Below are 24,185 nucleotides of genomic sequence, written 5' to 3' on the forward strand. Positions count from 1 at the left end.
ATGGGCAAAGGACATGTCCTGTCACACTTTGTCTACAATCGAACATGCCCTACGCCAAAGAGCTCGCATCCGCGAGCTCCTTTCCCAACTGCCTTACTTCTGCACGTAATCGGTAACCAAGTAACGGTCCAGATCCTTGTTCCATCTTAAGGTGAAGACTCCACCGTCCGGCGTCGTGATCGTGAACGTATCGTCGTCTTGCTCAATCGCAACTTCATCCGACGACTTCGTGGCAAGGATCGAAGCCGAGAAGAATGGCGCCGCATTCGTCACAACCTGATCGCCGTTCTTCTGATCGGTGATATAGTGATCCATAACTTTGGCCGTCATGGATTCGTCGAAGTAGTTCGCCAGTAGTGCCTTCGCTTTCTCCGGCATTCCGGTAGTGGCATCCAACACCGTAGTCCCGTCTTCAAGCACGGTTTTGGAGAAAAGCATGTATACTTTATCCTCCGCCTGCTTCGCCGCTGTGTAGGCGATTTGTTTCTCTTTTGCCGCGTCCGCTCCGCTTGTTGCGTTGCTCGAGCAAGCGGCAAGCAGCAAGATTACGACGACCAGCAGTAAACTTGTTCCTGTTGTCTTTCTCATGATGTGATTGCCTCTTTCTTTTGACCTTATTCGTTTTGCTTCGTTAGTATAGTCCCATCTCTACTTGTCGTCAAGTATACCAAGTTGCCTGAGAATTCTGCCCTTTCCCCCTTCGCCCAAACGCAAAAGAAGCCGTGCTGCCACGGCTTCTCACGCTCTTCGTTATTGAGTTGGCGCTGGCTTGAACGGAGACAAGAACGACTTCGGAATCGGCGTCTCGAACCGGAGCTGCTCCCCAGTAGTCGGGTGAACGAAAGCGAGCAGCCGGGCATGCAGCCCAAGCCGGTTAATGATTTTGGATTTGGAGCCGTATTTCTTGTCGCCGACAATCGGATGGCCGATCTCTTCCATATGGACGCGAATCTGATTCTTGCGTCCTGTCTCGAGTTGGACTTCGAGCAGCGAGAATTGACGGTTCGATTGAAGCGTCTTATAATGCGTAATCGCAAGCTGACCGTCGTTCGGATAGGGACTGGAGTACATCTTGAGCGTACTGCTTTCTTTCAGCCAAGAGCGGATCGTCCCGCTTGGTTTCTTGATCGTCCCTTCCACCAGAGCAACATACGTACGCTCCTGTACCGCGTCCTGCCAGGCGTTCTGCAACGTCTGTTGCGCGTTCTCGTTCTTCGCGAACATCATGACGCCCGAAGTATCACGGTCCAGACGATGCACGACGAAGATTCGATTCTTCGGATCACTAAGACGAACATGGGCCATTAGTTGACGATATGCGGTCAATTCGTCGTCCTTCTCCTTCGACGAGGCAATCGACAGCAGGCCGGCATCCTTCAAGATGACAATAATGTCGTCATCTTCATGTAGAATCGTCAGTCCCGCGAATGGCAGCTTCTCGATAATCTTCTCTTTGCTGACCAGAACTTGATCGCCGGGAGCAAGCTGCCGGTTATATTCCTTGACGATCCGTCCATTCACGGAGATTTGTCCACGGGCCAGCATCGACTTCACCGAATTGCGTCCTTGGTTCAACCGCAGGAGCAGGAATGGCAGCAGCTCCATCGACTCTTGAACGGTGTACTGGTTCGCTTGGGGGCGATTCGATTGCTTGCTCGCGGCCGTGTTGGCATTGCCGCCTCTGCCGTTCGCGCTTGTTCTAGCTTCTGGCCGTCCCTTCGCTCCCGGTTGCAATCGGGCAGCGTGTCCAGCATGAGCCGAACCTTCTCTTCTTGGACTAGTTCGCGCTTTATTATTGCGATTGTTCTTCTGCATACCGAACCTCTTTCATCTGGTCAAATAACGGACGAACCTGTAGTAACGATATCCGTACCTTGCCTTCGTCCCTTCTACTATACCACAATCAGCCGGTCACCATAGAATGAACGCCAAGGCTAAGGTTCATATTCGAACAGACGCGATTCCGGCCATTCGCCTTCGCTTGATATAACGCTTGATCGGCCTGTTCGCGAAGCGCCTCCGGCTTCGTGTCCGGATAAGTGGCTACGCCGATCGAGATCGTCAGCCGGATACGCTGACCCTCATTCAGCTCGAAGATATGCTGGCTCACGGCAGACCGGATACGCTCCGCGATCAGCAGCGCATGCTCATGAGGCGTATCGTAGAACAGAACCGAGAATTCCTCTCCGCCATTACGTGATACGATATCGAACGGCCTGGCTGACGACTGCAGCAATAGGCTTAACTGCTTAAGCACCGCATCACCGTTAGCATGACCATAAGTATCGTTAACTTTCTTGAAGTGGTCGATGTCCAAGAGCGCGACCGACAAGCATTCGGATTTCAAGCTCGCGCTGTCGAGCAGCGCATTGTAGCGGTTATCGAATGTGCGATGGTTATTGAGTCCCGTCAGAAAGTCGACGGTGGCTTCCTTCTCCATTCGTAAAGAATGCGCCTTCGTTCGGATAAAGAATGCGGTCAAATGCGCCGTCAATAAACCGCCTACGGCCATCATGCAAGCGTAGGACACCACGGGAACCAGTGCGTCTGTCCGCAAATTAAAGACGAATATCGCACCTGTAAAAAGAATGCAAATAAGGACGCTGACGCTCCATTTGCTCCAATAGCTCCATCTTCTGGAGCAAGCAATCCCTACAGCAATTGCTACGGCAATTGTGTTAACCGCCGCTATAATGGTCGCGTAATTATCCGTGCCGAATACCAACCAACGCACCAAACAGATGATGACGCCGGTGATCACCGAGGATAGCAGTCCGCCGTACAAGGCGGACAGAATAACGGCGATCTGCCTGAAGTCCAGTATGGTTTCGTTCATATGGACGGTGAACAGCATTAAGATCGTGCCAACAATCCCATGAATAACCCCCAGTTGCAATTTCATGGAGGTCTTCCCCTGTTCACCAAGGTTCACTTGGCGGAATATGACTTGATTAGCTAGAAACAAATAGGCTGTTACAATGGCAAAATTGGCTATGATCTCCTGCAGTGTCTTGACTAACTGGCTGTACATGAGGTCTCCTCTATAATCGTTCAGGTTATAGTAGGATTTTAATGGAAAAGATCGTATTTTGTCGAATAAAATTTAATTTTGTCGTTGAAGGAACCGAGTCAAAAATTGATTCATAAGAAGCGGCAGCGAAATTAAGATAGGCGGATCATCGGTCCTTGGCGCGCTCAAGACGACGTCCTGAAAAGCAATAGGCGTATTCGCCCTCACTACGACCGGTGCCGCGGAACGCGCGCGCAAGCTTGTGTGCGGCAGCAAAATATCGACGGCCTCCGTCCCCCAGGAAGCGGAAGTCGCCATCAAATAATAAGTTCCGGGCTTGAGGTTCGACAGACTGAACTCGCCGAGCGAGAATAAAAGCGTACCATAAACGGGCAGTCCTTCCGGAATCGGCTTGGCGAACAAACCTAACCAGATGACGCCTTGAAAAGGGATCTCTGACCGAATCGTGCCGCGGAGCGTTCCAAGGGCTGCGGTCGGCAAAGGCGAAGCCTCACCGGCAACCAGTTGATGCAAGGTCTTGAATTGGTCCGCCGTATGCTGCTCCGCATTGCGAAACTCTGTAGGGGTCATTCCGACCCGTTCGGTAAACCGCGTCGAGAAGGTACCCATACTTTGCTGCCCGATCTCCAGTCCGATATCACGTACGCTCATATCCGTCTGAATAAGCAGCTCCTTCGCCCTCTGTAAGCGCAAGGAAGAAATATAATAGTGCGGCGTTAACCCCATTCGTTCCTTAAATATCCGCGTAAAATGAAACGGGCTGTATGCAACATGATTCGCCAATTGCTGTAATGGGAGCGGTTCGTCGAGATGTCGATGAATATAGGCGATCACCTCGTCTATCTCTTCATAGCGGTTCGTTAACATCCCAGCCATCCTCCCATTGCGACAATGATATGTATACCGACTAAGAACAAATGTTCTTATCTCATAGTAGCATACCACGTTCGAAATGGGAATGATTTTTATCCATTTTTTTCTACTTTACACAATCTCCAATCCTTGGACCACATACGGGTAGTCCATCTGCCGCCGAATCGACTGAACGGTCTTATCGTCCAAGAACAGTCCGATTACGTATAACCCTAGATCGATGGAGGTCGACACGCCGCCTGCCGTAACCACATGTCCGTCATGTACGATTCTCGAATGAAGCACCTGCTGGCAATAGGGCTCAAGCAGATCGTACGCATAAGGATGGGTTGTCGCTCGTTTCTCCTTCAGCATCCCGGCAGCCCCTAGCAGCAGAGCTCCCGTGCATACCGACACCAGATATCGCGCTTGCCGCGCCCCCTCCAACCAACGGACGAATGCTTCGTCGAATCGCAGTGCCCTCGTGCCCATGCCGCCTGGAACGAATACAAGGTCATATTCAGCCAGATCCGGTCCAACCTTATTGACCTTCACTTTAAGGCCGAGCTCATCCGTAATTTCCTCCTGCAGACCGCAAATATCCCATGTCGTATCCTTGGTCGGTTCAAAATATTTCAGCCGCGTAATGACATCATAAAATCCCGCAAAATCCAAAAACGTTACGCCGTCAAAAAGCACCAATGCCACCTTCATCGTCGTTTCCTCCCTAATAGGTCGTAAAAACGCAAAAAGGCAAGGGAGTCTAATCCCTTACCTTTGCCCAGGCGAACGGCACTAACTGCAGCACAGGCTCCCTCGCGGTTCTCCGCGTACGCCAGTCACCTATGCGTTTCAATTACCTTTACAATACCAATTATTGGTTTCGCGTACAATATCCCGCAAACATCCAGCTCAAATTTTACCTGGCTATAGCAGCCCTTCCGTCATCCTGTATCGTCTCTGTTTTCAGCTCATCCAAAGCGGAACACAGCAGTTCCACCATGCGATCGATATCCGCTTCTTCCACGATGAGCGCAGGCATAAGCCGTATCGTAGCAGGCTTAGGCGCGTTAACCAGCAGCCCGATCGAGCGGCAGTGATCGACTAGCGCCGGCCCGTACTCGCCTGGCAGATCGAAGGCGACCAACAGTCCCTTTCCGCGAAGTTTCGTAAGTCCATAACGGCCTGCGATCAACCTTAACTCGCCCATTAGGTAGTCACCAAGACGCTGTGCTTGAGCGGACAACTCCCCGGAAACGATGGTCTGGACAACGGCTAGCCCAGCCGCCATCCCCAGAGGCTGCCCCGTATACGTCCCGCCTTGATCCCCGGGTTCAAAAATATTGTACGCTTCCTTCGTCAGCATCGCCGACAACGGAAAACCTCCGCCAATGCCTTTGGCCAACGTCATAATATCCGGCTCAATGCCGTAATGCTCATACGCGAACAGCTTGCCGGTGCGGCCAAGCCCGGTCTGAATCTCATCCACGATAAGCAGGATGCCCTTATCGTCACATAGACTGCGCAGCTTGCGGACATACTCGAGCTCCGCTTCCACAACCCCGCCTTCGCCCTGGATCAGCTCCAGCATAATCGCGCAAGTGTTCTCATCGACGGCCGCCGCACAAGCCTCATAATCGTTGTATGGCACATGCTTGAACCCCGGCATTCTTGGCGTGAACAGCGTTTCCCATTGCGGTTTACCCGTTGCGGCCATGGCGGCAAGCGTACGGCCGTGAAAAGCATTCGTCATCGTAATGATCTCATGAGCGCCGTCACGACGGATCTTTCCATATTTTCTGGCCAGCTTAATGGCGCTTTCGTTGGCCTCGGCACCTGTACTCGTGAAGAACACGCGCTCGAAGCACGAGACCTGAACAAGCAGGCTGGCCAGCTCAACCATCGGCCGATTGAGAAAGGACGGGCTCGCATTGACCAGCTGAGCGGCTTGCGCTGCCAACGCTTCCTGCAGAACGACCGGCGAATGTCCTAAACAAGTGACAGCCCATCCCCCGACAAAATCGAGGTAGCTCTTGCCCTCGGTATCCCATAAATACATGCCTTCGCCGCGTTCCATCACCACATCCGGTCTATGCGCCGTGAATAAAATCGTCTTGCCGGCTTCCTCCAGCAGCTCTTGCGTCGTCCATTGAAGATCGTTCAACGTCAGTTCCCCCTCAGCAAATTATGTATAATTATGAGTATATAAGTATTTTTATTCATTGCAACCTTTTAAAAATAATAAGAAGCCGCAAGTGTATACCTTCGGCTTCTTGAATCTAGTGTATAGGCATCGATTAACCTTTAATCGCACCTTCGGTCATCCCCTTCTCGATGAACCGCTGAATGAATAAGTATACGATCAGGACCGGAATAACGGTCAGCGATACGGCGCTCGCCATTAACCCGAAATCTGTTCCGTACTGCGAGCTGATCTCGTTCAGGAGCGATACGATCGGACGAACGCTGTCTTTGTTGACGAAGATAAGCGCCGAGAACAAATCGTTGTAGGACCACAAGAAGACGAAGATGCTCGCGGAAGCGAAGACGGGTCTGGACATCGGCAAGAACACGCGCGTAAACATATTGAATCGATTACAGCCGTCGATGAAAGCCGCCTCTTCCATTTCTTTCGGAATCGTCGACATGTAGGCCGCAATTACGAGAATCGCGAAAGTCAGGTTGCCCGCGGTATGAGGCAGAATCAAACCCCAATACGTATTGACCAACTTCCAACGGATCAGGAGATCATACACCGGCACGACTGTCGCGAAAGCCGGAATCAGCAAAGTTGCGACGAGTATGGAGTTGATGATCGATTTGCCGCGAAAGTGAAAGCGGGCGATGATGTAAGCGGCAAGCCCCCCGAAGATGAGGACAAGCGCTACCGTCCCGAAGGACATGATCAAGCTGTTGCCGTAGCTCTTCAGAATATTGATCCGGTCGAATGCATTGATATAATTCGTCATGTCGAAGGAAGCAGCAAGACTGAAGGAATTGTTCATGACATCCGTGGAAAGCTTGAACGAGTTATTTACGATCCAGAAGAGCGGATAGATGGTCGTAAGCGCCCACAACGTAAGCACGGCATAACTGATCACTTGACCCGTCTCGACGCGTCTTCTTCTCCTTGGCGCTGAATAGCTGAGCGGCGCCTCGGCTTGACTTTGCTGCATAACCCTACACCCCTATAACGGCTTAGTATGTGACTTCTTCCTTCTTCAGCAGACGGTTCGTAATCACCGACAACAGAACGCCGAATACGACGATATAGACGGCAATCGCGGAGCCGTAACCAAAGTTGAGATCGACGATCGCCTTCTTGTACATGTACGTGCCGAGCACCTCGGTGCCGTTCTGGCCCCTTGCCAAGATCCAGACGAAGTCGAACACCTTCAGCGTACCGGTGATCGCCAGGATGAGAACGACCTTAATATCGCTTATGATAAGCGGTATCGTCAGATAGATCGTCTTCTTGAATCCCGTAATCCCTTCCAGCTTCGCCGCCTCGTAGAAGTCCGAAGGAATCTTGGACATGGCCGTCAGGAACAGGACGAAGTAGAATCCGATGTAATGCCATACCGTCGGCACGGCGATCGCCTTCAGCGAACCGGTCTCGCTCAGCCATAGTATTTTCTCGAAGCCGAATTTCGCCAATGCCCCGTTGAGCATGCCGAATTGATAATTGTAGATCAAGACGAACAGCAGCGAGATCGCCGCTCCCGAGATGACGATCGGGAAGAAGAAGACGGTCCGGTAGAACCCTTTGCCCCAGCGGATGTTATCCACCAGGACCGCGAGAATGAGGGCAAAACCGACTTGAAACACAATAACGTACAGCATGATTTCCAGCGTATGCAGCGTAGCCGCCCGGATCATGTCATCTGAGAACATCCGCGTATAGTTATCGAAGCCTACATACGTTTTGGAGAAGAAGCCCGAAGTCCGGAATAGACTTAAGTAAACGCTGCGCAAGAAGGGATAATAGACGAATGTTGACATGAGGAGTGCAGCCGGCAGCAAAAACAATACGATATACTTCTTATCGCCCTTCATTCCATCACCTTTGGCGTATAGGATTTGATCGACCAGCAAGGCTCCAAGCCTTCCTGCTGAAATGGGTACGCCGCCCGGGATACTTAAAGGGGCGGCGTACGCTTCGCTTATTGCTTGTTCGTAACTTCAACTTTCTGGGCTTCTGCAAGCGCTTCTGCCGGCGTAATGTCGCCCTTGACGACTTTCGCTACATTCGCGCGAAGCGTCGTGAACGTTTCTTTGTGCACCTTGCTGTCGATCGGCGAGTTGATGGACGTGGATTCAGCCACCATCTTGAAGCCGTCCAGCGCCGCTTGCGGAAGGCCTGTAATCTCAACGTCAGCAGCCGGGCTGCCGCCATTCACCTGCGCGATCGCTTGAATCGATGCTGGCGTTGTCAGATGTTTCAGCAGCGCAAGCGCCGTATCTTTCTTAGCTGCATCGTCGAACGCTTTTTTGGAGAGGTAAAAGCCTGAACCGAAGCCGCCTACTACGTCTTTGCCCGTGCCTGCGCCGCCTGGAATAGCCGGGAATGGAAAAACGGTTGTCGTGTCTTTCACCTTTTGATCCCAACCGCCAAGCGCCCATGATCCTTCGAGGACCATTGCTGCAAGACCTTGCGAGTAGTAGTTGCCGGCCATCGTCAGGTCAATCGTGCCTGCGTCTTTGGGGAAGCCGCCGAGATCGTAGATTTCTTTCATCGCGGCATAGCCTTTTTCCCAGTTCGGATCTACGCCGTCGATCAGCCCTTTGGCTTGACCTGCGGAACCTGCGGCGCCGAGTACAAAGTGCTCGATAATGTAATGCGATTGGTCGAATGGACCGGACAGCGGGATGACGCCGTTGTCCGCGAATGTTTTGACCGCGGTTTTGAATTTCTCCCAGTCCGTCGGCAGCTCAAGGCTGTATTTCTCGAACAGCGCCTTGTTGACGAAGAGGCCTTCATAGTAGCCTGTGAGCGGGATGCCGTAGATTTTGCCGTCCGTGTGGCGAACGGCTTCCAGCGCGGAAGGGATCAAGCCGCCTTTCCACTCGGCGTCAGCTGCGAGCAGGTCATCCATCGGCACGACTTTGCCCGCTTTAATCATGTCGTCGGCGTCAGCGCCGGTGAAGTAGAACAGGATATCCGGCTCGTTGCCGCTGTTCAGGTCCGTGCTGACTTTCGTACGGAAGCCGTCATCGTTCGCCGACATCACTTCATTGTCGATCGTTACGTTCGGATGCGCGGCCGTGAACTCGTCAAGCACCTTCTGGAACGCTTCGCGCGCAGGGTCCGTGCCGCCGAATGTGGAGAAGACGCGAAGCTTCACCGGTTCTGCTTCCTTCACGGGCTCCGGTTCCGGCTCCGTCGTTGTTTCTGTCGGTTCCGTTGTCGTCTCGGTCGTGCCCGTGTTGCCATTGTTGCCGTTATTGCCGCCATTGTTGTTGCCGCCACAAGCGGACAAGATCATGAGCATTACGAGCGATAAAGCGATAAGTACCTTTGAACTTTTGATCACGTTGCATAATCCCCCTTAAGACACTGGATTTGGACGATTGAGCTCTGCTTGCTCCTGCTGTATGAACCCATTTTAGACCATTCCCATCTGCCATCGAGGGGTAAATATCTCCAGATTCAGGGAGAATATCGTAGCATTTGGGTGCATATCCTGCGACAATTAGAGCCCTGCCATACAAAATGATCCCCTGCCCGCTCAGGGGTCGGACAACCTGTCAACCGGGATGTCCGGCTTGTTGCGAACCAAGGTGAAACGGCTTTCGCCGTCCTCTGGCGGCGTAATAAGTTTCATTCCGGAGAAATAGAGGATAATGGAGTACAAAAAAACCTGTCAGACCCAAGGGTCTAACAGGTTTCTGAGGCGCTAGGGCAACGATGAATTAGAATACTTTCGTTGTCCAATCTTCGCAATTCCAAGTCTGGTTCACGACTTCACGGTAGAATTCCGGTTCGTGGGAGATCAGCAGAATGCTGCCTTTGTACGCCTTAAGCGCCCGCTTCAGCTCATCCTTCGCGTCGACGTCCAAGTGGTTCGTCGGCTCGTCGAGCACGAGCAGGTTCGTTTCGTGGTTGATCAGTTTGCAGAGGCGGACTTTCGCCTTCTCGCCGCCGCTGAGCACTTGAATCTTGCTCTCGATATGCTTCGTGGTCAGGCCGCATCTGGCCAGCGCCGCGCGCACTTCGAATTGCGATAATGAAGGGAACTCGCTCCAGATCTCATCGATACAAGTTTTATTGTTCGCTTCCTTGATCTCTTGCTCGAAGTAACCCAGCTGCTGGTGCTCCCCGCGATTAACCGTGCCGGATATCGCCGGGATCAAGCCCAGGATACTGCGCAGCAGCGTCGTCTTGCCGATTCCGTTCGCGCCGACGAGCGCGATCTTCTGGCCGCGTTCCATCCGCAGGTTAAGCGGACGCGACAATGGGCTGTCGTAACCGATGACCAGATCGTTCGTCTCGAAAATCAACTTGCCGCTCGTGCGGCCATCCTTGAAGTTAAACTGCGGCTTCGGCTTTTCCTTCGCCAGCTCGATGACGTCCATCTTGTCGAGCTTCTTCTGTCTGGACATCGCCATGTTGCGCGTCGCCACGCTTGCCTTGTTGCGGGCCACGAAGTCCTTCAGATCGGCGATCTCTTGCTGCTGGCGCTTGTAGGCGGATTCCAGCTGCTGTTTCTTCATCTCGTGCACTTGCTGGAAGTGATCATAGTCGCCGACATAACGGTTCAGCTCCTGATTCTCCATATGGTAGATCAGGTTGATGACGCTGTTCAGGAACGGAATGTCATGGGAGATGAGAATGAAGGCATTCTCGTATTCCTGAAGGTAACGCTTCAACCACTCGATGTGCTGTTCGTCGAGATAGTTCGTCGGCTCGTCAAGGAGAAGAACGTCCGGCTTCTCGAGCAGCAGCTTCGCCAGCAATACTTTGGTACGTTGGCCGCCGCTCAGATCGTGAACGTCTTTGTCGAGGCCGATATCCGTCAAGCCAAGACCGCGCGCCGTCTCATCGACCTTGGCGTCGATCATGTAGAAATCTTGGTTGGTCAATGTATCTTGAATGGTACCGACATCCTCCAGCAGCTGTTCGAGCTCCTCAGGCGTCACGTCGCCCATCCGGCCGTACATATCATTCATCTCTTGTTCCATATCGAACAAATATTTGAACGCGCTCTTCAGAACGTCGCGGATCGACATCCCTTTCGTCAGCACGGCATGCTGGTCGAGATAACCGACACGCATCCGCTTGGACCATTCGACTTTGCCGTCGTCCGGCTGAAGCTTGCCCGTAATAATGTTCATGAAGGTCGACTTGCCTTCGCCGTTCGCGCCGATCAGTCCGATGTGCTCTCCCTTCAGCAAGCGGAAGGAAACGTCATTGAAGATCGCGCGGTCTCCAAAGCCGTGGCTAAGTTTGACAACATTTAATATGCTCATGCATGACACCTTTTCTTTTAGACTTTTTTCCTCAACCCATTATAAGCGTCAGGCCGCAAGCCGAGCAACTGGTTTGGGCAAGGAATGTCGAATCGGATCGACTTGCGCAACTTCAGCGCCGCAATCGTACCTGGCGGCGCAATTGAAAACTATTTCTTGTGCATCAAGTTCGGCATCTCCATCGCCATCGCCACGTTGCACAACATCCCTCTTGCCAGAAAATCGGATGTCCGTGCCGCGGCGTCCTCCATCCCCGCCTTCTCGAATGCTTCCTGAACGAGCTTCTGCACCTGGCCCATCCCTTGCTGCATCGCTTCTCGAATCGGCTGTTCGGTTATCGTCTGCGCCTGCAGCTGCAACAAAATTTCGCTCCGGTGGGCATGCATGATCTCTTCATAGGCCGAGATCAGTTCTCTCTCCAGCCGCTTAGGCTTCGAGGACGCAATAACGTGCTGGAAAGCTTGGATAATCCGCTGCCACGATACGCCTAGCGCCTCGACGAGCAGCGATTCTTTGGTGAAGAACCGGTACACATAAGGCTGCGATATGGCTGCCCGCTCTGCAACCTGTGCCGTAGTGGCGCGATAATAGCCGATCTCGGCGAATACTTCGATCGCGGCGGCTACGATATCGATTCGGCGGTTGGCCGAAGTTCCCGTGCTTCTTGCCATCTCTTCTCATCTTCTTTCATCATTGCAAGATCGTATTGATTGACCAATTACAGCATGATTTCATTGTAGATAAACTTCACGGCGAAAGCAATAGACATGTACATTTTTATCCCTTTTTCTCATTTTTCGCTTTCCTATGCGTTTGACCTGTCAATCTATTGCTTTCTTCATAGTATGACTATAAAGCGAAAGGAGGGACATCGGCAACCGAGCGTACATGAAAATACTACTGGCAACCTATTGGCTAATCCCTCACGTCGGCGGTGTATGGCAATTCATGCATCAGCTTAAGGCACAGCTCGAAGAACTCGGCCACGAGGTCGATCTCTTAGGGAACAGTCCCGATTATACCAAATTCCACATCGTCAACCGCGGACTCGCCCTCGAGAAAGAGAAGCTGCTGCCGCTGCTGGACCGGCAGCTATTCGACTCCGAATCCCCCTACTTTGCGCATGATCCGCAACATGTGATCCGCTCGTATGAGCTCGACCGTTACTGCATGGAGCTATCTGCTGCCTACTTCGGCCTCCATCAGTATGACCTTATTCATACGCAGGACATCTTCGCTGCCCGTGCTTTAAGCCGCGTGAAGCCGAAACATGTTCCGTTGGTCGCCCATGTGCACGGCTCTGTAGCGACAGAGCTCCATACGAGTTTCCGCAATAGTCCACAGATGGGCATAAGCGAACAATCGCCAGAATGGCAATATTTTACGCTGATGGAGCATTACGGGGCCGCCTCCGCCGATCTGACGATTACCGCGAATCAATGGCAGAAGAACATTCTGACCGAGCAGTTCGGCGTACCACAGCAACAGGTGGCCGTATTCCAATATGGGCTGGATGCCGTCGCGTTCTGGCAGAAGGCTCACGCCGGTACTACGATTCGCCCTCCATTCGGCAAGAAGGTAATCATCTTCCCGGCCCGGCTCACTTATGTCAAAGGCATCAATGTGCTCATCGACGCCTTGGCTCTGCTGAAGTCCGCTCGCCGGGACTGGGTCTGCTGGATCGTCGGCGATGGCGAATTGAGAGGAGCGCTCGAACACCAGGTGCTCGCCGCTTCGCTGCAGCACGATGTTCGCTTCCTGGGACAGCGTGATGACGTCCCTGCCCTGCTGCTGCAATCCGACATCTTCGTCCATTCCTGTTACCAGGACAATCAGCCTTTCTCGGTCATGGAGGCTCAGCTCGCGGGACTGCCCGTAATCGTCTCCGCTGCCGGCGGTTTGCCGGAAATGGTGGAGCATGGCGTGACAGGCCTGATCTCGCCGGTCGGCGACGCAATCATGCTGTATCAGCAGCTGAAGATTCTGCTCGAGAACGACCATAACCGCAAGCAGCTCGGTGCCAATGCGCAAGCTTGGGCCAGCCAGCATTGGTCCATGGAGCTGATGATGAGCCGGCTGTTGGACGTCTACACGTCCGTACAACCGACAGTTAGGTGAGGAGGATTCCTGGATATGGATGCAGATTTGAAGGTGCGAGGCATTTTGTACAATCGGATATTCGCGGTCAACAAGATCGATACGGAGCTTCTGGTCGATTACGAGGTATGGAACAAGCTGACTACCGAACTGCCCGCCGACTATCAGCTTCCGGACATGGCGGCACTGGCAAACATAATTTCAGTTAAGGAGTGAACGATCATCGAAAGAGACATAACTTCCTATTGGAGCCGAGTCAATCCGAACGAATTCTTGCAGACCGGCGGCGAAGGCTACGACAAACCGATCCGTCAGCTGTACCGCAGCTTGTTGTCGATGCTGAACGTGCAGCGGATGCTGGAGGTCGGCTGCGGCCCGGGCGTCGATCACGTTGGGGCGGTCAACACGAATCCGAACATCGATTACACCGGGATGGATATTACGCAGCAGATGGTCGAGCACTGCATGCGGAACTATCCGCAAGGCCGATTCCTGCAAGGCGATATCAACCATATTCCCTTCGCCGACAACTCGTTCGAATTCGTCTATTGCAAGGATGTGCTCAACCATCTGGACGACTGGGCAGCCGGATTCTCGGAGCTGTACCGGGTCAGCCAGCGTTTCGTGCTCGTCAACTTCTTCTATGGGCTGGGCAAGACGACGTTCAACCAGAAGGAAGTGCTTGACGGGTACATGAACCATTTCTTCGACTGGAATGAAGTGATGACGACGCTAACGTCATTTAACCCGATCGCGATTACCAGCTATCCGCGCGTCTGTTATCACGAGGAAGTCCTCATTCTGCTGCAAAAAAGCTGACGAATAGACTGATGGGTCAACCATCAGTCTATTTCGTTTGCCAGGCTCGTTATGAACGGAAGCAAAAATGCTGTTGTGCCGAACCGATCGGCAAACAGCATTTTTCGTGTCCGATTACAATTACTGATCGTCCAAGGTGATGCCGGAGAAGATCGCCGTCCACAACGCGTCATTGCCTTCCCAAATTTCTTCGTCCGGGAATTCTAGCGAAATGACGTTATCGATTCCCCATTCCTGCTCCACAATGCCCTGCACGTTCTTATGGTTGATGACTAACAGCCGGTAGTCGTGGGCGACGAGGCCGGACAGCACCGCTTGCAGCTGGACCGTCTCTTCATAGGTAGCCTCCGTTCGGATGAATAGGATTCTCCCGCTCGTTGCCGCTTTCTCGAGAAAACGCGCGATACGCCGGTCATATTTGGCTTTGATTTCGGGGTAAGCCGCCAGATGAGGCGGGAAGTTGTTGTGGATATAGAAATCGTGGTTCGACAGAATATCGTATTCCGTCTCGTGGACCAAATAGATTTTCTCCCCCGCCATGCCCTTCACCTGCAAATTGTCATAAGCGAGAAAGCCGGAGAAACGGTTCGCGAGCAGACGCGTTACCTGCGGCAAACTATACGACGCCATCCAGTCCAGCGGTCCGGCAAAATGCCTTAAATCGTTCTTCTCCATTTGAATCGCAGCCAGGCAGAGATGCCCGAGACTGTAGACCGCATTATACGTGCCGCTCAAATCAGACAGTTTCACTGCGCGCACATCCTTTCTCCCATCAACGGATCGTATCTACTACTATCAAATGCTAGAAACTTCCCTTCTGCTTGGTCTTCCGCATATAGCGATGCATATTGGGTATGTAGTCGAAGCAATATGCCCGTACGTTTAACTAGCACGGACATAAACTAGCAGTAGCTGCTCTTCATGCATCTTCTAGGAGGGAAAGACGAGATGTCCGTGTTCAAGTTAAGTACAACGCAGGAAGTGACCATCGACAGCAATGCCATCGATGCATTCGATCTCAAGATCATGAATATCGGCGATAGAGTTTTCGACGTGCTGGTAGAGTTGAAGCTTGCGGACACCCTTGTGTTCATCAGCTTGTTTCAGATTCTCCCCGGCACCACGTGGGCGCAAGAGGACTTCCCGACAGGAGCAGGACCATTCCAGCTGCTGATCGTTACCAATCGGGATACCATCCATACGACAAACTTAATCGTCATCGCCAAGAAAGCCGGAGAGCTCGTTTCCGTCTACACGCAAGAAGAATGCGAACGGATGAAGTAGCATGCTGAAAGGAGTCCTGAGGTGAATATACTATTCGTCTACTATATCCCTAGCGGCGGCGTGGAGACACTTAATCGCCAGCGTGCCCGCGCGCTGCGGGAAGCCGGATTCAATGCGCATATTCTGTATTATCAATGGGGGGCCGGAATTCAGAATGCGGACGATACGCCCGTGTTCATCACGAACAACGACATCGAGATCAAACAGATACTGGATCACGGCCAATATGATGTTATCGTCGTAACGACCGACCATCAGACGTTCGCCAAATTCCGCATGCTCGGCTATACGGGAAAATTCATCCTCGAAATTCAAGGCTACGGACCGCAGCATGTCGCCTGGAAAGCGCTCAGCGATGCGGCTCCGGTAATCAACCGCCATGCCTCTGCGTTGCTGCAGCCGAACACGCCGCATATCGGCACGATTTTTCAGACGATCTATCCGCATATTCCGCAATTCAACTTCAACAATTGTTTCGACTCCGATAACTTCACTTACCACAGCCTGCCGCACAATCCCAATCCCATCCTCGCTTGGATCGGCCGCATCGAAGATAACAAGAACTGGCGCGAATTCATTGCGATCGGCTCCCATATGGCTGCTTTGGTGCCGAATATCGAGCTGTGGATGTTCGAGGATCCGTCCCTTGCGGATCCGTATGAGCGAGTGGAATTCGAACAGATGATCGGACAACCGCCGCTGGCAGGCCGCTTGAAACTTCATGCCAACGTGCCGAACGCGAAGATGCAAGAGATGTTCTCGATCATCGGAGATTCCGGCGGTATGCTGATATCGACGTCCAAGGTAGAAGGCGCCCCCTACTGCATCCTCGAAGCCATGAGCTGCAGATGCCCGGTACTGGCCACGAATTCCGATGGGGTGACCAGCTCGATCATTCCGAACGTAACCGGCCAGTTCTATCCGCTCGGCAATATTGCGCAGGCCGTCGCCGAAGCGATGGAGTTGATGGTCAACACGCAGAGACGCGAGCAAATGCGGAATACGGCCCAACATCATGTCAAGACAGAATTTCACACGTCGCTCTATACGAGCCGTTTCATCCAGATGCTGTATGCGCTATGAGAGGAGAGACCGTCGACAATGAAATATAGAGTCAAGAATGAAGCCTTGGCCGGAACTTATACGCCGTTCCAGGTCGGACCGCAAGAGATTGTGCTCACCGGGATTCATGTGCCGGATAGCGCTCCAGGCGACCGGATCCAACTGAAGCTTGAGATCGGCTGGTCCAAGCCGGCTTATCTTGATCTGGCGGAACTTGAAGTCCTGCTGCGCGAGGATACGGTCGATGGACCGGTTCTCTACTGGACGCAGGAAAGCTGTATGATCAAAGCGCGGTTCATCGAGACCGTCACTTTGACCGCCGCAGGCGGAAGCAAAATCTTCTATCTGACCGTGCGTTCGATGGAAGAACGCGCCTTGATTTCGGGTACCTACTCGCTGCAAGTAACCGTAGATACCCAATAAAAACAGCCTTGTTCCTTAAGACGGCTTCCCGTCTTTGCGAACAAGGCTGTTCTCGTACCGGAGTTAAGTTGAACGTTGCTGCCAGGATTGATGCGTAAGTCGCAAACCTTCCGATAAACTGGTAACCGGCTTCCAGGAGAGCGAAGCTTGCGATTGTCGATTATCGAGACAACTATCGCGAATATCGCCTGCTCTTGCTTCCCGGTACTGAACGATAATCTCATCCTTGCGGATACGCTGCAGCACCTGCACCACTTTGTTGACCGAAGTGCGGCGTCCCGTGCTGACATGGAACGTTCCTTGATCGCCGTTCGCGATGGCCGCAATATTCGCCTGCGCTACGTCATCCACATAGATGAAGTCCCGCGTCTGTTCGCCGTCGCCATTGACCGGCAGCGGCAAATCCGCTTGTAATTTCTCCATGAAGATCGCGATAACGCCTCCCTCTCCCTTGGAGGTCTGACCCGGGCCGTAGACGTTGCCATAGCGGAGTATCGTGTAATGAAGTCCGAAGAATGCATGATAGAGTCGAATATAGTGCTCGGCAACCAGCTTGGATAAGCCATAATAGGAGATCGGTTCCGTACGGTCCGTGACGGACAGCTTCCGCTTCTGCAGACTCCCGTAGACGGCGGACGTCGAAGCAAACACAAACTTGCGGACTCCCGCTTCCCGGCAGGCATCCAGCATATTGAGCGTGCCGGCGATATTGACGCTCGCATCGAAGCCCGGATCCTGAATGGACCGCTGCACATCGGCTTGCGCCGCGAGATGGAACAACATATCCGGTTTGATCGCGTTCACGATTGCCTTGGCCTCCGGATCGCGAATATCGACCTGGTGCACGATCGCCAGCGGATGAACCGCATCGATACGCCCGGTAGAACCGTTATCCAAGACATGAACCACGGCATCTTGCTTCACTAAAGCTTCCACTAGCCGTGAGCCGATGAACCCTGCTCCGCCAGTAACGACAGCTATCATTCCTCGCCCTCCTATGAACCTACTGCTTCATCTTATGTAACGCAGCCAAGGAACGTATAGGAGGACGTCTACCGCCAAGGCAATATCCGCGCCGAAAAAAAGCCCTGTCCGCTGGACAGGGCCTTCAAACCTATATTACCGCTACTTGCCGATCGTTACGTTATACAACTGATCGACCGACACGATCTGTTCTTCCGTATCGGTGTACGTGATCCGCACGGTATCGCCTTCTTTCATGAACGGTGCGTAGACAATAGCCTGCGGGTTCGCCATGAAGATCTTATCGCTGCCTTCGAGCAGAATCTGGATGAGCGTAATATTCTCTACGGTCATCTCGCCGAGCCGGAGCACTTTGCCGGTGATTTGCTTCGAATCGGCTGCATTCGTAGGCGCATCGTTCGTATTGCTCTTGCTTGCGGCCATCCGCACTTTGTAGCTGTTGAACGCATTGAGCTTCGAGTCGCCATACGCGACGATCTGCGTATTGCGGGCATTGACGATCGCGATTTTGCGCAGGACGCCCTTCGTATCGATGACCGGAATGTACCACGCTTCCTCGCCGTAAATGTTATACAGAATGGAGTTCGTGCCGGTCCATGCGTCCTTCAAGAACGTATTGTTGACCGCCTCGATCGCGGCCTTGCCGTCCGACATGCCCTTCGTGCCCGTATAGTAGGTGTATTCGCCCGTCCGGCCGTTCATTAACGTATAGCCGACCATCGAATTCGTCCCGCGGGTCGTATGATCCGTGAACCAGTACATCTGTTTGTCCGGACCGAATAGGCCGATTACTTCTTCGCCGGTATTCCATTCCGTCACTTCGTATATGTCCTTCTTGCCGAAAAGCGTATTCCACCAGCCATGCTTATACTTGGCATGCCACTGGTTGTAATCGAAAGCTACGCTCGGCGGTACGGCAAAATCGACGAACGGCGGCAGGTCGCTCAACTTATATTTGGTCATCTCGCCGGTCCTCGCGTCCACGATGATCGCGCCGTCTAGCACGAAGCCGTTTCGGAAGTTCTTGTAATGGCCATAAGAGACGATCCAGTAAGGTTTCTCGTTCTCATCCGGCTCGAAACCCGCGAAGCGCAGAATGTCCTTCGGATATTGGCTGCGCACTTTCCGCATCAGGTCGTCGCCGAAATACGCGGAGGGCGAATACGTGAAGCTCTCTTGATCCACGAATTCAGCCGGACGGTCTTTATCCTCCGCGCTCACTTTAATGAAACCGGGCAGCGACTTCGCGTTCCACGACTCGAAGAATCCCTTATACTCAATCGGCGCAAGCCAGAATTCTTCCGCGCCGATCTTCTGTCTCGTCAGCTCGCCAAGCTGATAATAGGAAGCTTTCGGGATGCCGCCGATGAGCTTATCCGCCACATATTCCGCCGTTTCCTTCGGTACCGTCGGGATGTGCTGGATATCGGTAGCCGCGATCTTCTCGCTCGTTTCCTGCGCCTTCACGATATCGTAGAGATCATCCTTGACGAACAACGGATAGACCGCCACCAGTACGATCCAGGCCGCGAACAGAATCCCCGCAACGCTGAATCCAAGCGTTGGCAAGGATGAGCGATTGGCACGCTGGCTTGCTTCCTTCGGACGCCTCTTGCCAGTTGCGGCACTTCCCATCATCAACATTGTCAAATCCAGTGTCAGCGCGATCGGATACAGGAAGGCCAGTTGCATGATGACCGCGCTTGCCGTCTGATCCACGAGCCACAAATATCCGACGAATATGCCGCCGTAGACGAATGCCAATAACAGCTTAATCGCCTGCCAGCCGTAATGCCGCCTCATCCATAACGTAGGCGTCAGCAGCAGAAAAGCGATTGTAAACACAACAAACCAGAAAAACATACCTATCCCCCCAGTAGCTGTTGTAGCCTATCACCTAGTGTAAGCTAATATGCGCTAGTTAGGAATATAACGTATGATTTCCGGAATGGTTCCATCATTCGCTTATCGAGTCCGGAGGGCGTTTGCCTTGGCGGAGCTCCCGGATCGAGTACCCGAAATCCATTTGAAGATGCGGATAGTCCGGAAAATTCGCCCAATCGCCGCCCCATGTGAAGCCGAGTTGTTTGGCCAGCTGAACGACCTCCATCCAGTCCGACTCCCCGTTCTTGTTCCCGTCGGCATCCAGATCCCAGACCACCTTGCCCCCCTCCAACTCCAAGGCAAAATCGATCGCAAGGCCATAATTGTGGTAGGAATACCCGCCCTTGACGTTCGTTACGACGGAACCGGGGTCAGACCGGCCAAGACGATATAGCGAATCCTGAGCAGCCGTTGAGCGGAAGTCATCCGTTATGCGGATAGTGATTCCCTTCTGTTGGCTAAGCTCGACGAGTTCGGCTGCTTTCGCCGCGACGACCGGATGCAGCGCCGTGACCGGAGGCGCATGCCGGAATAGATCAACCGGGAAGTAGCGGTCCGTCAGCCAGTATCCGAGGAGCAGCATGACGACCAGCCAGCCGAGCAGCCTCGGCATCCGCGACTTTCTGCGAGGCGGTCTTGCTTTTATTGAAGCTGTATGCACCTATGATCATCCTTTAGCTGAATAAATTGCTATGCTATACAATAACGCAGCGGAAGGACGAAAGGTTTTGCATCGAATCCGAAGTAATGATCGTAACACGGTCAAAAAACGCCCACACCGAAGGTAGGGCGCTGCTTGCTATCCTATTACGATTCCCCGTACGATTATGCCTCGGCAGCTTCCTCTTGCCCTTCAACATGGCTCGGCTCCATATAGACGATCTCCCACAGGTGATGGTCGACGTCCTGGAAGCTCCAGCTGTACATGAAACCGTGATCGACCGGATCGTTGTATGCCAGCCCCCCTGCTTGAAGCGCCTTATTCACCAGCTCGTCCACCTGCGCGCGGCTCGTCGCCGACAACGCCAGGATAACCTCCGTGGTTTGCGAAGCATCCGCGATCTTCTTGCTGATGAAGGATTCGAAGAACGGTTCTACCAGCAGCATCGCATAAATATGCTGGCTAATGATCAGACAAGCCGCATTCTCGTCCGTAAACTGCGCGTTGAATTCGAAGCCGATGGCGCTGAAGAAAGCCTTTGATTTCTCCAGATCTTTTACCGGCAAATTGACAAAGATTTGATCCACTGTTACCGCCATGCCCGGGTCACCTCATCTATTAAGTTCTTGTCATTACATAAGACCTCTTCATTTTATCATGTCGAATCGGTTCCCATTTCTTCTCGATTGCGGTAAAATGCGCCTAAGTCACATTGTAGAACAAGTTCAACATGGCAATAGTAATGGGGTACGTCTTCCCAAGGGATATTAAGGCATGAGGAGCATGGGATGAAAAACTGGAAAGCGGCATTATTGATTCTATTCGCGGTCACATTATGGCTTCTCAACCACCATTATTTTCACTTCACCCCCGGCGGGGTGCGGGATGCGATTCTATCGTTCGGCGTATGGGCTCCGGCCATTTATATTCTCGTGTATACCATCCGTCCGCTCTTGTTCTTCCCGGCGTCGATCCTATGTCTGGCAGGCGGTCTTGCGTTCGGGCCGGTGTGGGGAACGATCTATACGCTATTCGGATTCACAGGCGATTCGATTCTCGTCTTCCTGCTCGCCAGACGATTCGGCAACCGCTTCATACGCAGCGAACATCCGCAGCTGGCCATGTGGAAGGAGCGGTTGTCGCGACACGGTTTCTGGACGGTATTCACCCTGCGGCTCATTCCTGTCATTCCGTTCGACGTCACGAGTCTGGCTGCAGGATTATCCAGGCTCCCTTTCCTGCCGTATGTCGTCTCAACCGTGCTCGGAACGATTCCGGTTACGGTCGCTTACAGTTATTTGGGCAGCTCGTTGCACGCCGGCATCGGGAAGCAGTTCATTGTTGCGCTTGTCATCGTCCTTCTGCTGGCCTTGCTGCCGCTCTGGTGGATGAAACGCAGAGCGAAGAACAGCGTAAATGGTTAAGGCGCAAGTATAGCTTCCACAAATTCCCGTCGAATGAAGAGGCTTGTTTGCCGAAGAAATAGATATCGAATGCAGATATCGAACCGACGAGCTATCAATCTTTAATGGGGGACATCATCGTGATTACGAACATCGACGCGGAACGCCTGGAACACTTCCTTCACGCATACGGACATAATGCCCATACCCACTTATATTTCATGGGGGATAAGCAATTCTTCTGGGAGGCGGAAGGCTTTGCTTTAATCGTCTACCGCAAAGCCGGCAATCGCCGTATCGTTCTGGGCGACCCGATCGGAGAAGCCGAAGCCGTCCTTCGCGTCATCGATCAATTTATCCGCAAGTGCAGATCGGAGCGCTCCGTTCCCGTCTTTTATCAAGTGAAAGCGGCTGGTCTGGCGCTGTATGAGAGGTACGGCCTCCAGTCGGTCAAACTCGGAGAAGAAGCGCAGATCAACCTCCCGAGCTTCCATACAGCAGGCAAGGCCTGGCTGAAGCTGCGTACGCGGCTGAACAAATTCGAGCGCAACGGCCATCGGTTCGAGGTCATCCAACCGCCATTCTCGACTGAACTTCTGCAAGAGCTTGCGGACATCTCGGATGAGTGGCTCGGCAAAAGAAAAGAGAAAAGTTTCTCCGTCGGCGCCTTCTCGCTCGACTATGCGAATCGGTTCCCCGTTTCGTTACTGCGCTCGCCAGACGGACGGATAGACGCCTTCGCGTCGCTTGGCGGCGACCACGTCAGCGAACCTGGCCGCAATCCCGACGCGCTGCCGCGCCGGTTGACGGTCGATCTGATGCGTCACAGAGCCGGCAGCGCGCACGGCACGATGGACGTCCTCTTCCTGTTGTTGTTCGCATGGGGCAAAGAACAAGGATATGAGGTATGCAGCTTGGGCATGGCTCCGCTAGCAGGGGCCTGCGAATCAAAGCTGGCGCGCCTGATCTACAAATATGGCAACAAGCTGTATAATTTCAAGGGACTGTACGAATATAAGAATAAGTTCGCGCCGGTGTGGGAGGATGTCTATCTTGTCGCGCCAGCCGCTTCCATGCCGATTACGGTGCTTCAGCTGGCCCTCGTTATTAACGGGTTCGGCCAAGGTAAAGCCGCCGCACGCAGCAAGTCGCTCAGGGATCTTCTGCCTCGGGTAAGCAAGGATGCCACTACGAACTGTCCGCTCGTGCAGCTGACCGAATCCCAGCATGTTCACGATTAACACCTGCTAAACATAATAAAGGACCGCATCTGCGGTCCTTTATTATGTTTTGCTATTAGTACGCGGGTACGAAACGCGCCCGTGCTTATTAAATACCGCGCCAATCATTCGAGATGATTACAGCACCGGCGCTTTGCCGCCGTCGATATTCACGGCCGTGCCTGTCACATACGAAGCGGCGCCAGAGACGAGGAACGCAATGACATTAGCGGCTTCCTGCGCTTGTCCGATCCGGCCAAGCGGTATGCCATGGCGGTCGTCCCGGGCGAATTGTTCCCACGTTAATTCCGGCGCAACCCGTTTCCAGTGCTGCATGATCTGATCACTTTGGATAAGACCGATGCATACGGCATTAACCCGGATCTGATCCCGGGCCAGATCGTGGCTCATCGCCTTCGTCAGCGCAAGGCCGGCAGCTCGGCTAACGGAGGTCGGCAGCGAAGAGGCGGACGGCGTCTTGCCGCCAATGGCCGTCACGTTCACGATTGCTCCCCCGCCCTGCTTGCGCATGTGCGGAATCGCGGCACGCGCGCAGTGGATTGCGCCATACAGCTTCAGATCCAGATCCGCATCCCAGGATTCGTTCGTTACCGAATCGAAGGGCTTGGCCGCTGACGTGCCCGCATTGTTGACGAGGATGTCAATCCGACCGAATTGGGCGATGACGGCCTCTATCGCTCGCTGTACTTCCTGCTCGACCGCGACATCGGCTGCCAGCACGAGCGGATCCGTTCCGGTCTGCTCGCGGATACGAGCGCCCGCTTCCTGCAGCGGTCCTTCCGTTCGCGCCAGAATCGCCACCTTGGCCCCTTCTTTGACTAACGTCAGCGCCGTCGCATACCCGATACCTTTACTGCCGCCCGTCACCAGAGCCACTTTCCCGTTCAACCCAAATTCCATCTCATCGTTCCCTCCTGTCCATCTCATCCTTCCAAGATGAACCTTCGACGGCAACGCTCCCTTTTCCTTGTTCC

General features: G+C 53.2%; 25 protein-coding genes and 1 riboswitch. Of the genes, 8 read left to right on the plus strand and 17 right to left on the minus strand.

From position 1 onward, the window contains the following. Positions 1-93: 93 nt before the first annotated feature. The 11 genes from FHS18_RS11160 to FHS18_RS11210 all read right to left on the minus strand — a co-directional run bounded on the left by FHS18_RS11160 (position 94) and on the right by FHS18_RS11210 (position 12,024). Positions 94-588 (minus strand): hypothetical protein, encoded by a 495-nt coding sequence (locus FHS18_RS11160; RefSeq protein ID WP_183600034.1) that lies wholly within the window; start codon positions 586-588, stop codon positions 94-96. Positions 589-750: 162 nt separating this feature from the next. Further along, positions 751-1,815 carry an RluA family pseudouridine synthase gene (locus tag FHS18_RS11165; protein WP_183600036.1) on the minus strand — a complete coding sequence of 355 codons (1,065 nt, stop codon included), beginning with the start codon at positions 1,813-1,815 and terminating at the stop codon, positions 751-753. A gap of 88 nt (positions 1,816-1,903) precedes the next feature. Continuing rightward, complete coding sequence (locus FHS18_RS11170) at positions 1,904-3,031, minus strand: diguanylate cyclase (RefSeq protein WP_183600038.1); 1,128 nt, start codon at positions 3,029-3,031, stop codon at positions 1,904-1,906. A gap of 72 nt (positions 3,032-3,103) precedes the next feature. Next, a complete protein-coding gene (locus tag FHS18_RS11175; RefSeq protein WP_183600040.1) occupies positions 3,104-3,898 on the minus strand; it encodes a helix-turn-helix domain-containing protein in 795 nt (264 codons plus the stop codon). A 117-nt stretch (positions 3,899-4,015) separates the two neighbouring features. Further along, positions 4,016-4,597 (minus strand): DJ-1/PfpI family protein, encoded by a 582-nt coding sequence (locus FHS18_RS11180; RefSeq protein WP_183600042.1) that lies wholly within the window; start codon positions 4,595-4,597, stop codon positions 4,016-4,018. Between the two features lie 58 nt (positions 4,598-4,655). Then, positions 4,656-4,736, minus strand: a riboswitch (ZMP/ZTP riboswitch). A gap of 66 nt (positions 4,737-4,802) precedes the next feature. Next, positions 4,803-6,047: an aspartate aminotransferase family protein gene (locus FHS18_RS11185; RefSeq protein WP_246427589.1), complete on the minus strand. Its 1,245-nt coding sequence runs from the start codon at positions 6,045-6,047 to the stop codon at positions 4,803-4,805. Positions 6,048-6,180: 133 nt separating this feature from the next. Next, positions 6,181-7,059: a carbohydrate ABC transporter permease gene (locus FHS18_RS11190; protein WP_183600044.1), complete on the minus strand. Its 879-nt coding sequence runs from the start codon at positions 7,057-7,059 to the stop codon at positions 6,181-6,183. A 22-nt stretch (positions 7,060-7,081) separates the two neighbouring features. Then, positions 7,082-7,978 carry a carbohydrate ABC transporter permease gene (locus FHS18_RS11195; RefSeq protein WP_246427590.1) on the minus strand — a complete coding sequence of 299 codons (897 nt, stop codon included), beginning with the start codon at positions 7,976-7,978 and terminating at the stop codon, positions 7,082-7,084. Positions 7,979-8,046: 68 nt separating this feature from the next. Continuing rightward, a complete protein-coding gene (locus FHS18_RS11200; protein WP_183600046.1) occupies positions 8,047-9,417 on the minus strand; it encodes an extracellular solute-binding protein in 1,371 nt (456 codons plus the stop codon). A gap of 379 nt (positions 9,418-9,796) precedes the next feature. Beyond that, a complete protein-coding gene (locus tag FHS18_RS11205; RefSeq protein ID WP_183600048.1) occupies positions 9,797-11,353 on the minus strand; it encodes an ABC-F family ATP-binding cassette domain-containing protein in 1,557 nt (518 codons plus the stop codon). Positions 11,354-11,502: 149 nt separating this feature from the next. After that, the gene (locus FHS18_RS11210) at positions 11,503-12,024 is read right to left on the minus strand and encodes a TetR/AcrR family transcriptional regulator (protein WP_183600050.1); all 522 of its coding nucleotides are present in this window, start codon (positions 12,022-12,024) and stop codon (positions 11,503-11,505) included. A gap of 277 nt (positions 12,025-12,301) precedes the next feature. On the opposite strand from FHS18_RS11210, the gene FHS18_RS11215 reads away from it, so the two are divergent. Genes FHS18_RS11215 through FHS18_RS11225 form a run of 3 tightly spaced genes read left to right on the plus strand, consistent with a single transcriptional unit; the run spans position 12,302 to position 14,269 of the window. Further along, positions 12,302-13,471, plus strand: coding sequence for a glycosyltransferase family 4 protein (locus FHS18_RS11215; RefSeq protein ID WP_409348546.1), 1,170 nt, complete (start codon positions 12,302-12,304; stop codon positions 13,469-13,471). A gap of 15 nt (positions 13,472-13,486) precedes the next feature. After that, positions 13,487-13,666 carry a hypothetical protein gene (locus tag FHS18_RS11220; protein ID WP_183600054.1) on the plus strand — a complete coding sequence of 60 codons (180 nt, stop codon included), beginning with the start codon at positions 13,487-13,489 and terminating at the stop codon, positions 13,664-13,666. 57 nt (positions 13,667-13,723) lie between these two features. Further along, entirely contained in the window at positions 13,724-14,269 is a 546-nt protein-coding gene (locus FHS18_RS11225; RefSeq protein WP_183600056.1) for a class I SAM-dependent methyltransferase, read from the plus strand. A gap of 120 nt (positions 14,270-14,389) precedes the next feature. Here the strand turns inward: FHS18_RS11225 and FHS18_RS11230 are convergent, their stop codons facing one another. Then, on the minus strand, positions 14,390-15,019 hold the full coding sequence (locus tag FHS18_RS11230) for a DUF1796 family putative cysteine peptidase (RefSeq protein ID WP_183600385.1): 630 nt from the start codon (positions 15,017-15,019) through the stop codon (positions 14,390-14,392). A gap of 198 nt (positions 15,020-15,217) precedes the next feature. On the opposite strand from FHS18_RS11230, the gene FHS18_RS11235 reads away from it, so the two are divergent. From FHS18_RS11235 to FHS18_RS11245, 3 genes are read left to right on the plus strand one after another with little or no spacing between them, the layout of a single operon-like run. Further along, positions 15,218-15,553: a hypothetical protein gene (locus tag FHS18_RS11235; RefSeq protein WP_183600058.1), complete on the plus strand. Its 336-nt coding sequence runs from the start codon at positions 15,218-15,220 to the stop codon at positions 15,551-15,553. A 21-nt stretch (positions 15,554-15,574) separates the two neighbouring features. Then, positions 15,575-16,636, plus strand: coding sequence for a glycosyltransferase (locus FHS18_RS11240; RefSeq protein ID WP_183600060.1), 1,062 nt, complete (start codon positions 15,575-15,577; stop codon positions 16,634-16,636). A gap of 18 nt (positions 16,637-16,654) precedes the next feature. Beyond that, positions 16,655-17,038 (plus strand): hypothetical protein, encoded by a 384-nt coding sequence (locus FHS18_RS11245; protein WP_183600062.1) that lies wholly within the window; start codon positions 16,655-16,657, stop codon positions 17,036-17,038. 63 nt (positions 17,039-17,101) lie between these two features. Here the strand turns inward: FHS18_RS11245 and FHS18_RS11250 are convergent, their stop codons facing one another. The 4 genes from FHS18_RS11250 to FHS18_RS11265 form a co-directional block, all read right to left on the minus strand. Further along, a complete protein-coding gene (locus FHS18_RS11250; protein ID WP_183600064.1) occupies positions 17,102-18,022 on the minus strand; it encodes an NAD-dependent epimerase/dehydratase family protein in 921 nt (306 codons plus the stop codon). Positions 18,023-18,163: 141 nt separating this feature from the next. Next, positions 18,164-19,885: a hypothetical protein gene (locus FHS18_RS11255; protein WP_183600065.1), complete on the minus strand. Its 1,722-nt coding sequence runs from the start codon at positions 19,883-19,885 to the stop codon at positions 18,164-18,166. Between the two features lie 94 nt (positions 19,886-19,979). After that, entirely contained in the window at positions 19,980-20,489 is a 510-nt protein-coding gene (locus FHS18_RS11260) for a M15 family metallopeptidase (protein WP_246427612.1), read from the minus strand. A 242-nt stretch (positions 20,490-20,731) separates the two neighbouring features. After that, the gene (locus tag FHS18_RS11265) at positions 20,732-21,166 is read right to left on the minus strand and encodes a VOC family protein (RefSeq protein WP_183600067.1); all 435 of its coding nucleotides are present in this window, start codon (positions 21,164-21,166) and stop codon (positions 20,732-20,734) included. Positions 21,167-21,355: 189 nt separating this feature from the next. On the opposite strand from FHS18_RS11265, the gene FHS18_RS11270 reads away from it, so the two are divergent. Then, on the plus strand, positions 21,356-21,991 hold the full coding sequence (locus FHS18_RS11270; protein ID WP_183600069.1) for a TVP38/TMEM64 family protein: 636 nt from the start codon (positions 21,356-21,358) through the stop codon (positions 21,989-21,991). 119 nt (positions 21,992-22,110) lie between these two features. Further along, on the plus strand, positions 22,111-23,211 hold the full coding sequence (locus tag FHS18_RS11275) for a phosphatidylglycerol lysyltransferase domain-containing protein (RefSeq protein WP_183600071.1): 1,101 nt from the start codon (positions 22,111-22,113) through the stop codon (positions 23,209-23,211). A 117-nt stretch (positions 23,212-23,328) separates the two neighbouring features. Here FHS18_RS11275 and FHS18_RS11280 read toward each other — a convergent pair whose 3' ends face one another. Beyond that, positions 23,329-24,111 (minus strand): SDR family NAD(P)-dependent oxidoreductase, encoded by a 783-nt coding sequence (locus tag FHS18_RS11280; protein WP_183600073.1) that lies wholly within the window; start codon positions 24,109-24,111, stop codon positions 23,329-23,331. Between the last annotated feature and the right edge of the window lie 74 nt (positions 24,112-24,185).

It is taken from the genome of Paenibacillus phyllosphaerae, from assembly GCF_014192105.1.
Lineage (GTDB): Bacteria > Bacillota > Bacilli > Paenibacillales > Paenibacillaceae > Paenibacillus_Z > Paenibacillus_Z phyllosphaerae.

Coding starts and splice junctions, on each gene's coding strand:
- FHS18_RS11160 (WP_183600034.1), bottom strand. CDS start 588: ATGAGAAAGACAACAGGAACAAGTTTACTGCTGGTCGTCGTAATCTTG.
- FHS18_RS11165 (WP_183600036.1), bottom strand. CDS start 1,815: ATGCAGAAGAACAATCGCAATAATAAAGCGCGAACTAGTCCAAGAAGA.
- FHS18_RS11170 (WP_183600038.1), bottom strand. CDS start 3,031: ATGTACAGCCAGTTAGTCAAGACACTGCAGGAGATCATAGCCAATTTT.
- FHS18_RS11175 (WP_183600040.1), bottom strand. CDS start 3,898: ATGTTAACGAACCGCTATGAAGAGATAGACGAGGTGATCGCCTATATT.
- FHS18_RS11180 (WP_183600042.1), bottom strand. CDS start 4,597: ATGAAGGTGGCATTGGTGCTTTTTGACGGCGTAACGTTTTTGGATTTT.
- FHS18_RS11190 (WP_183600044.1), bottom strand. CDS start 7,059: ATGCAGCAAAGTCAAGCCGAGGCGCCGCTCAGCTATTCAGCGCCAAGG.
- FHS18_RS11205 (WP_183600048.1), bottom strand. CDS start 11,353: ATGAGCATATTAAATGTTGTCAAACTTAGCCACGGCTTTGGAGACCGC.
- FHS18_RS11210 (WP_183600050.1), bottom strand. CDS start 12,024: ATGGCAAGAAGCACGGGAACTTCGGCCAACCGCCGAATCGATATCGTA.
- FHS18_RS11215 (WP_409348546.1), top strand. CDS start 12,302: ATGCATCAGCTTAAGGCACAGCTCGAAGAACTCGGCCACGAGGTCGAT.
- FHS18_RS11220 (WP_183600054.1), top strand. CDS start 13,487: ATGGATGCAGATTTGAAGGTGCGAGGCATTTTGTACAATCGGATATTC.
- FHS18_RS11235 (WP_183600058.1), top strand. CDS start 15,218: ATGTCCGTGTTCAAGTTAAGTACAACGCAGGAAGTGACCATCGACAGC.
- FHS18_RS11245 (WP_183600062.1), top strand. CDS start 16,655: ATGAAATATAGAGTCAAGAATGAAGCCTTGGCCGGAACTTATACGCCG.
- FHS18_RS11250 (WP_183600064.1), bottom strand. CDS start 18,022: ATGATAGCTGTCGTTACTGGCGGAGCAGGGTTCATCGGCTCACGGCTA.
- FHS18_RS11255 (WP_183600065.1), bottom strand. CDS start 19,885: ATGTTTTTCTGGTTTGTTGTGTTTACAATCGCTTTTCTGCTGCTGACG.
- FHS18_RS11260 (WP_246427612.1), bottom strand. CDS start 20,489: ATGCTGCTCCTCGGATACTGGCTGACGGACCGCTACTTCCCGGTTGAT.
- FHS18_RS11265 (WP_183600067.1), bottom strand. CDS start 21,166: ATGGCGGTAACAGTGGATCAAATCTTTGTCAATTTGCCGGTAAAAGAT.
- FHS18_RS11270 (WP_183600069.1), top strand. CDS start 21,356: ATGAAAAACTGGAAAGCGGCATTATTGATTCTATTCGCGGTCACATTA.
- FHS18_RS11280 (WP_183600073.1), bottom strand. CDS start 24,111: ATGGAATTTGGGTTGAACGGGAAAGTGGCTCTGGTGACGGGCGGCAGT.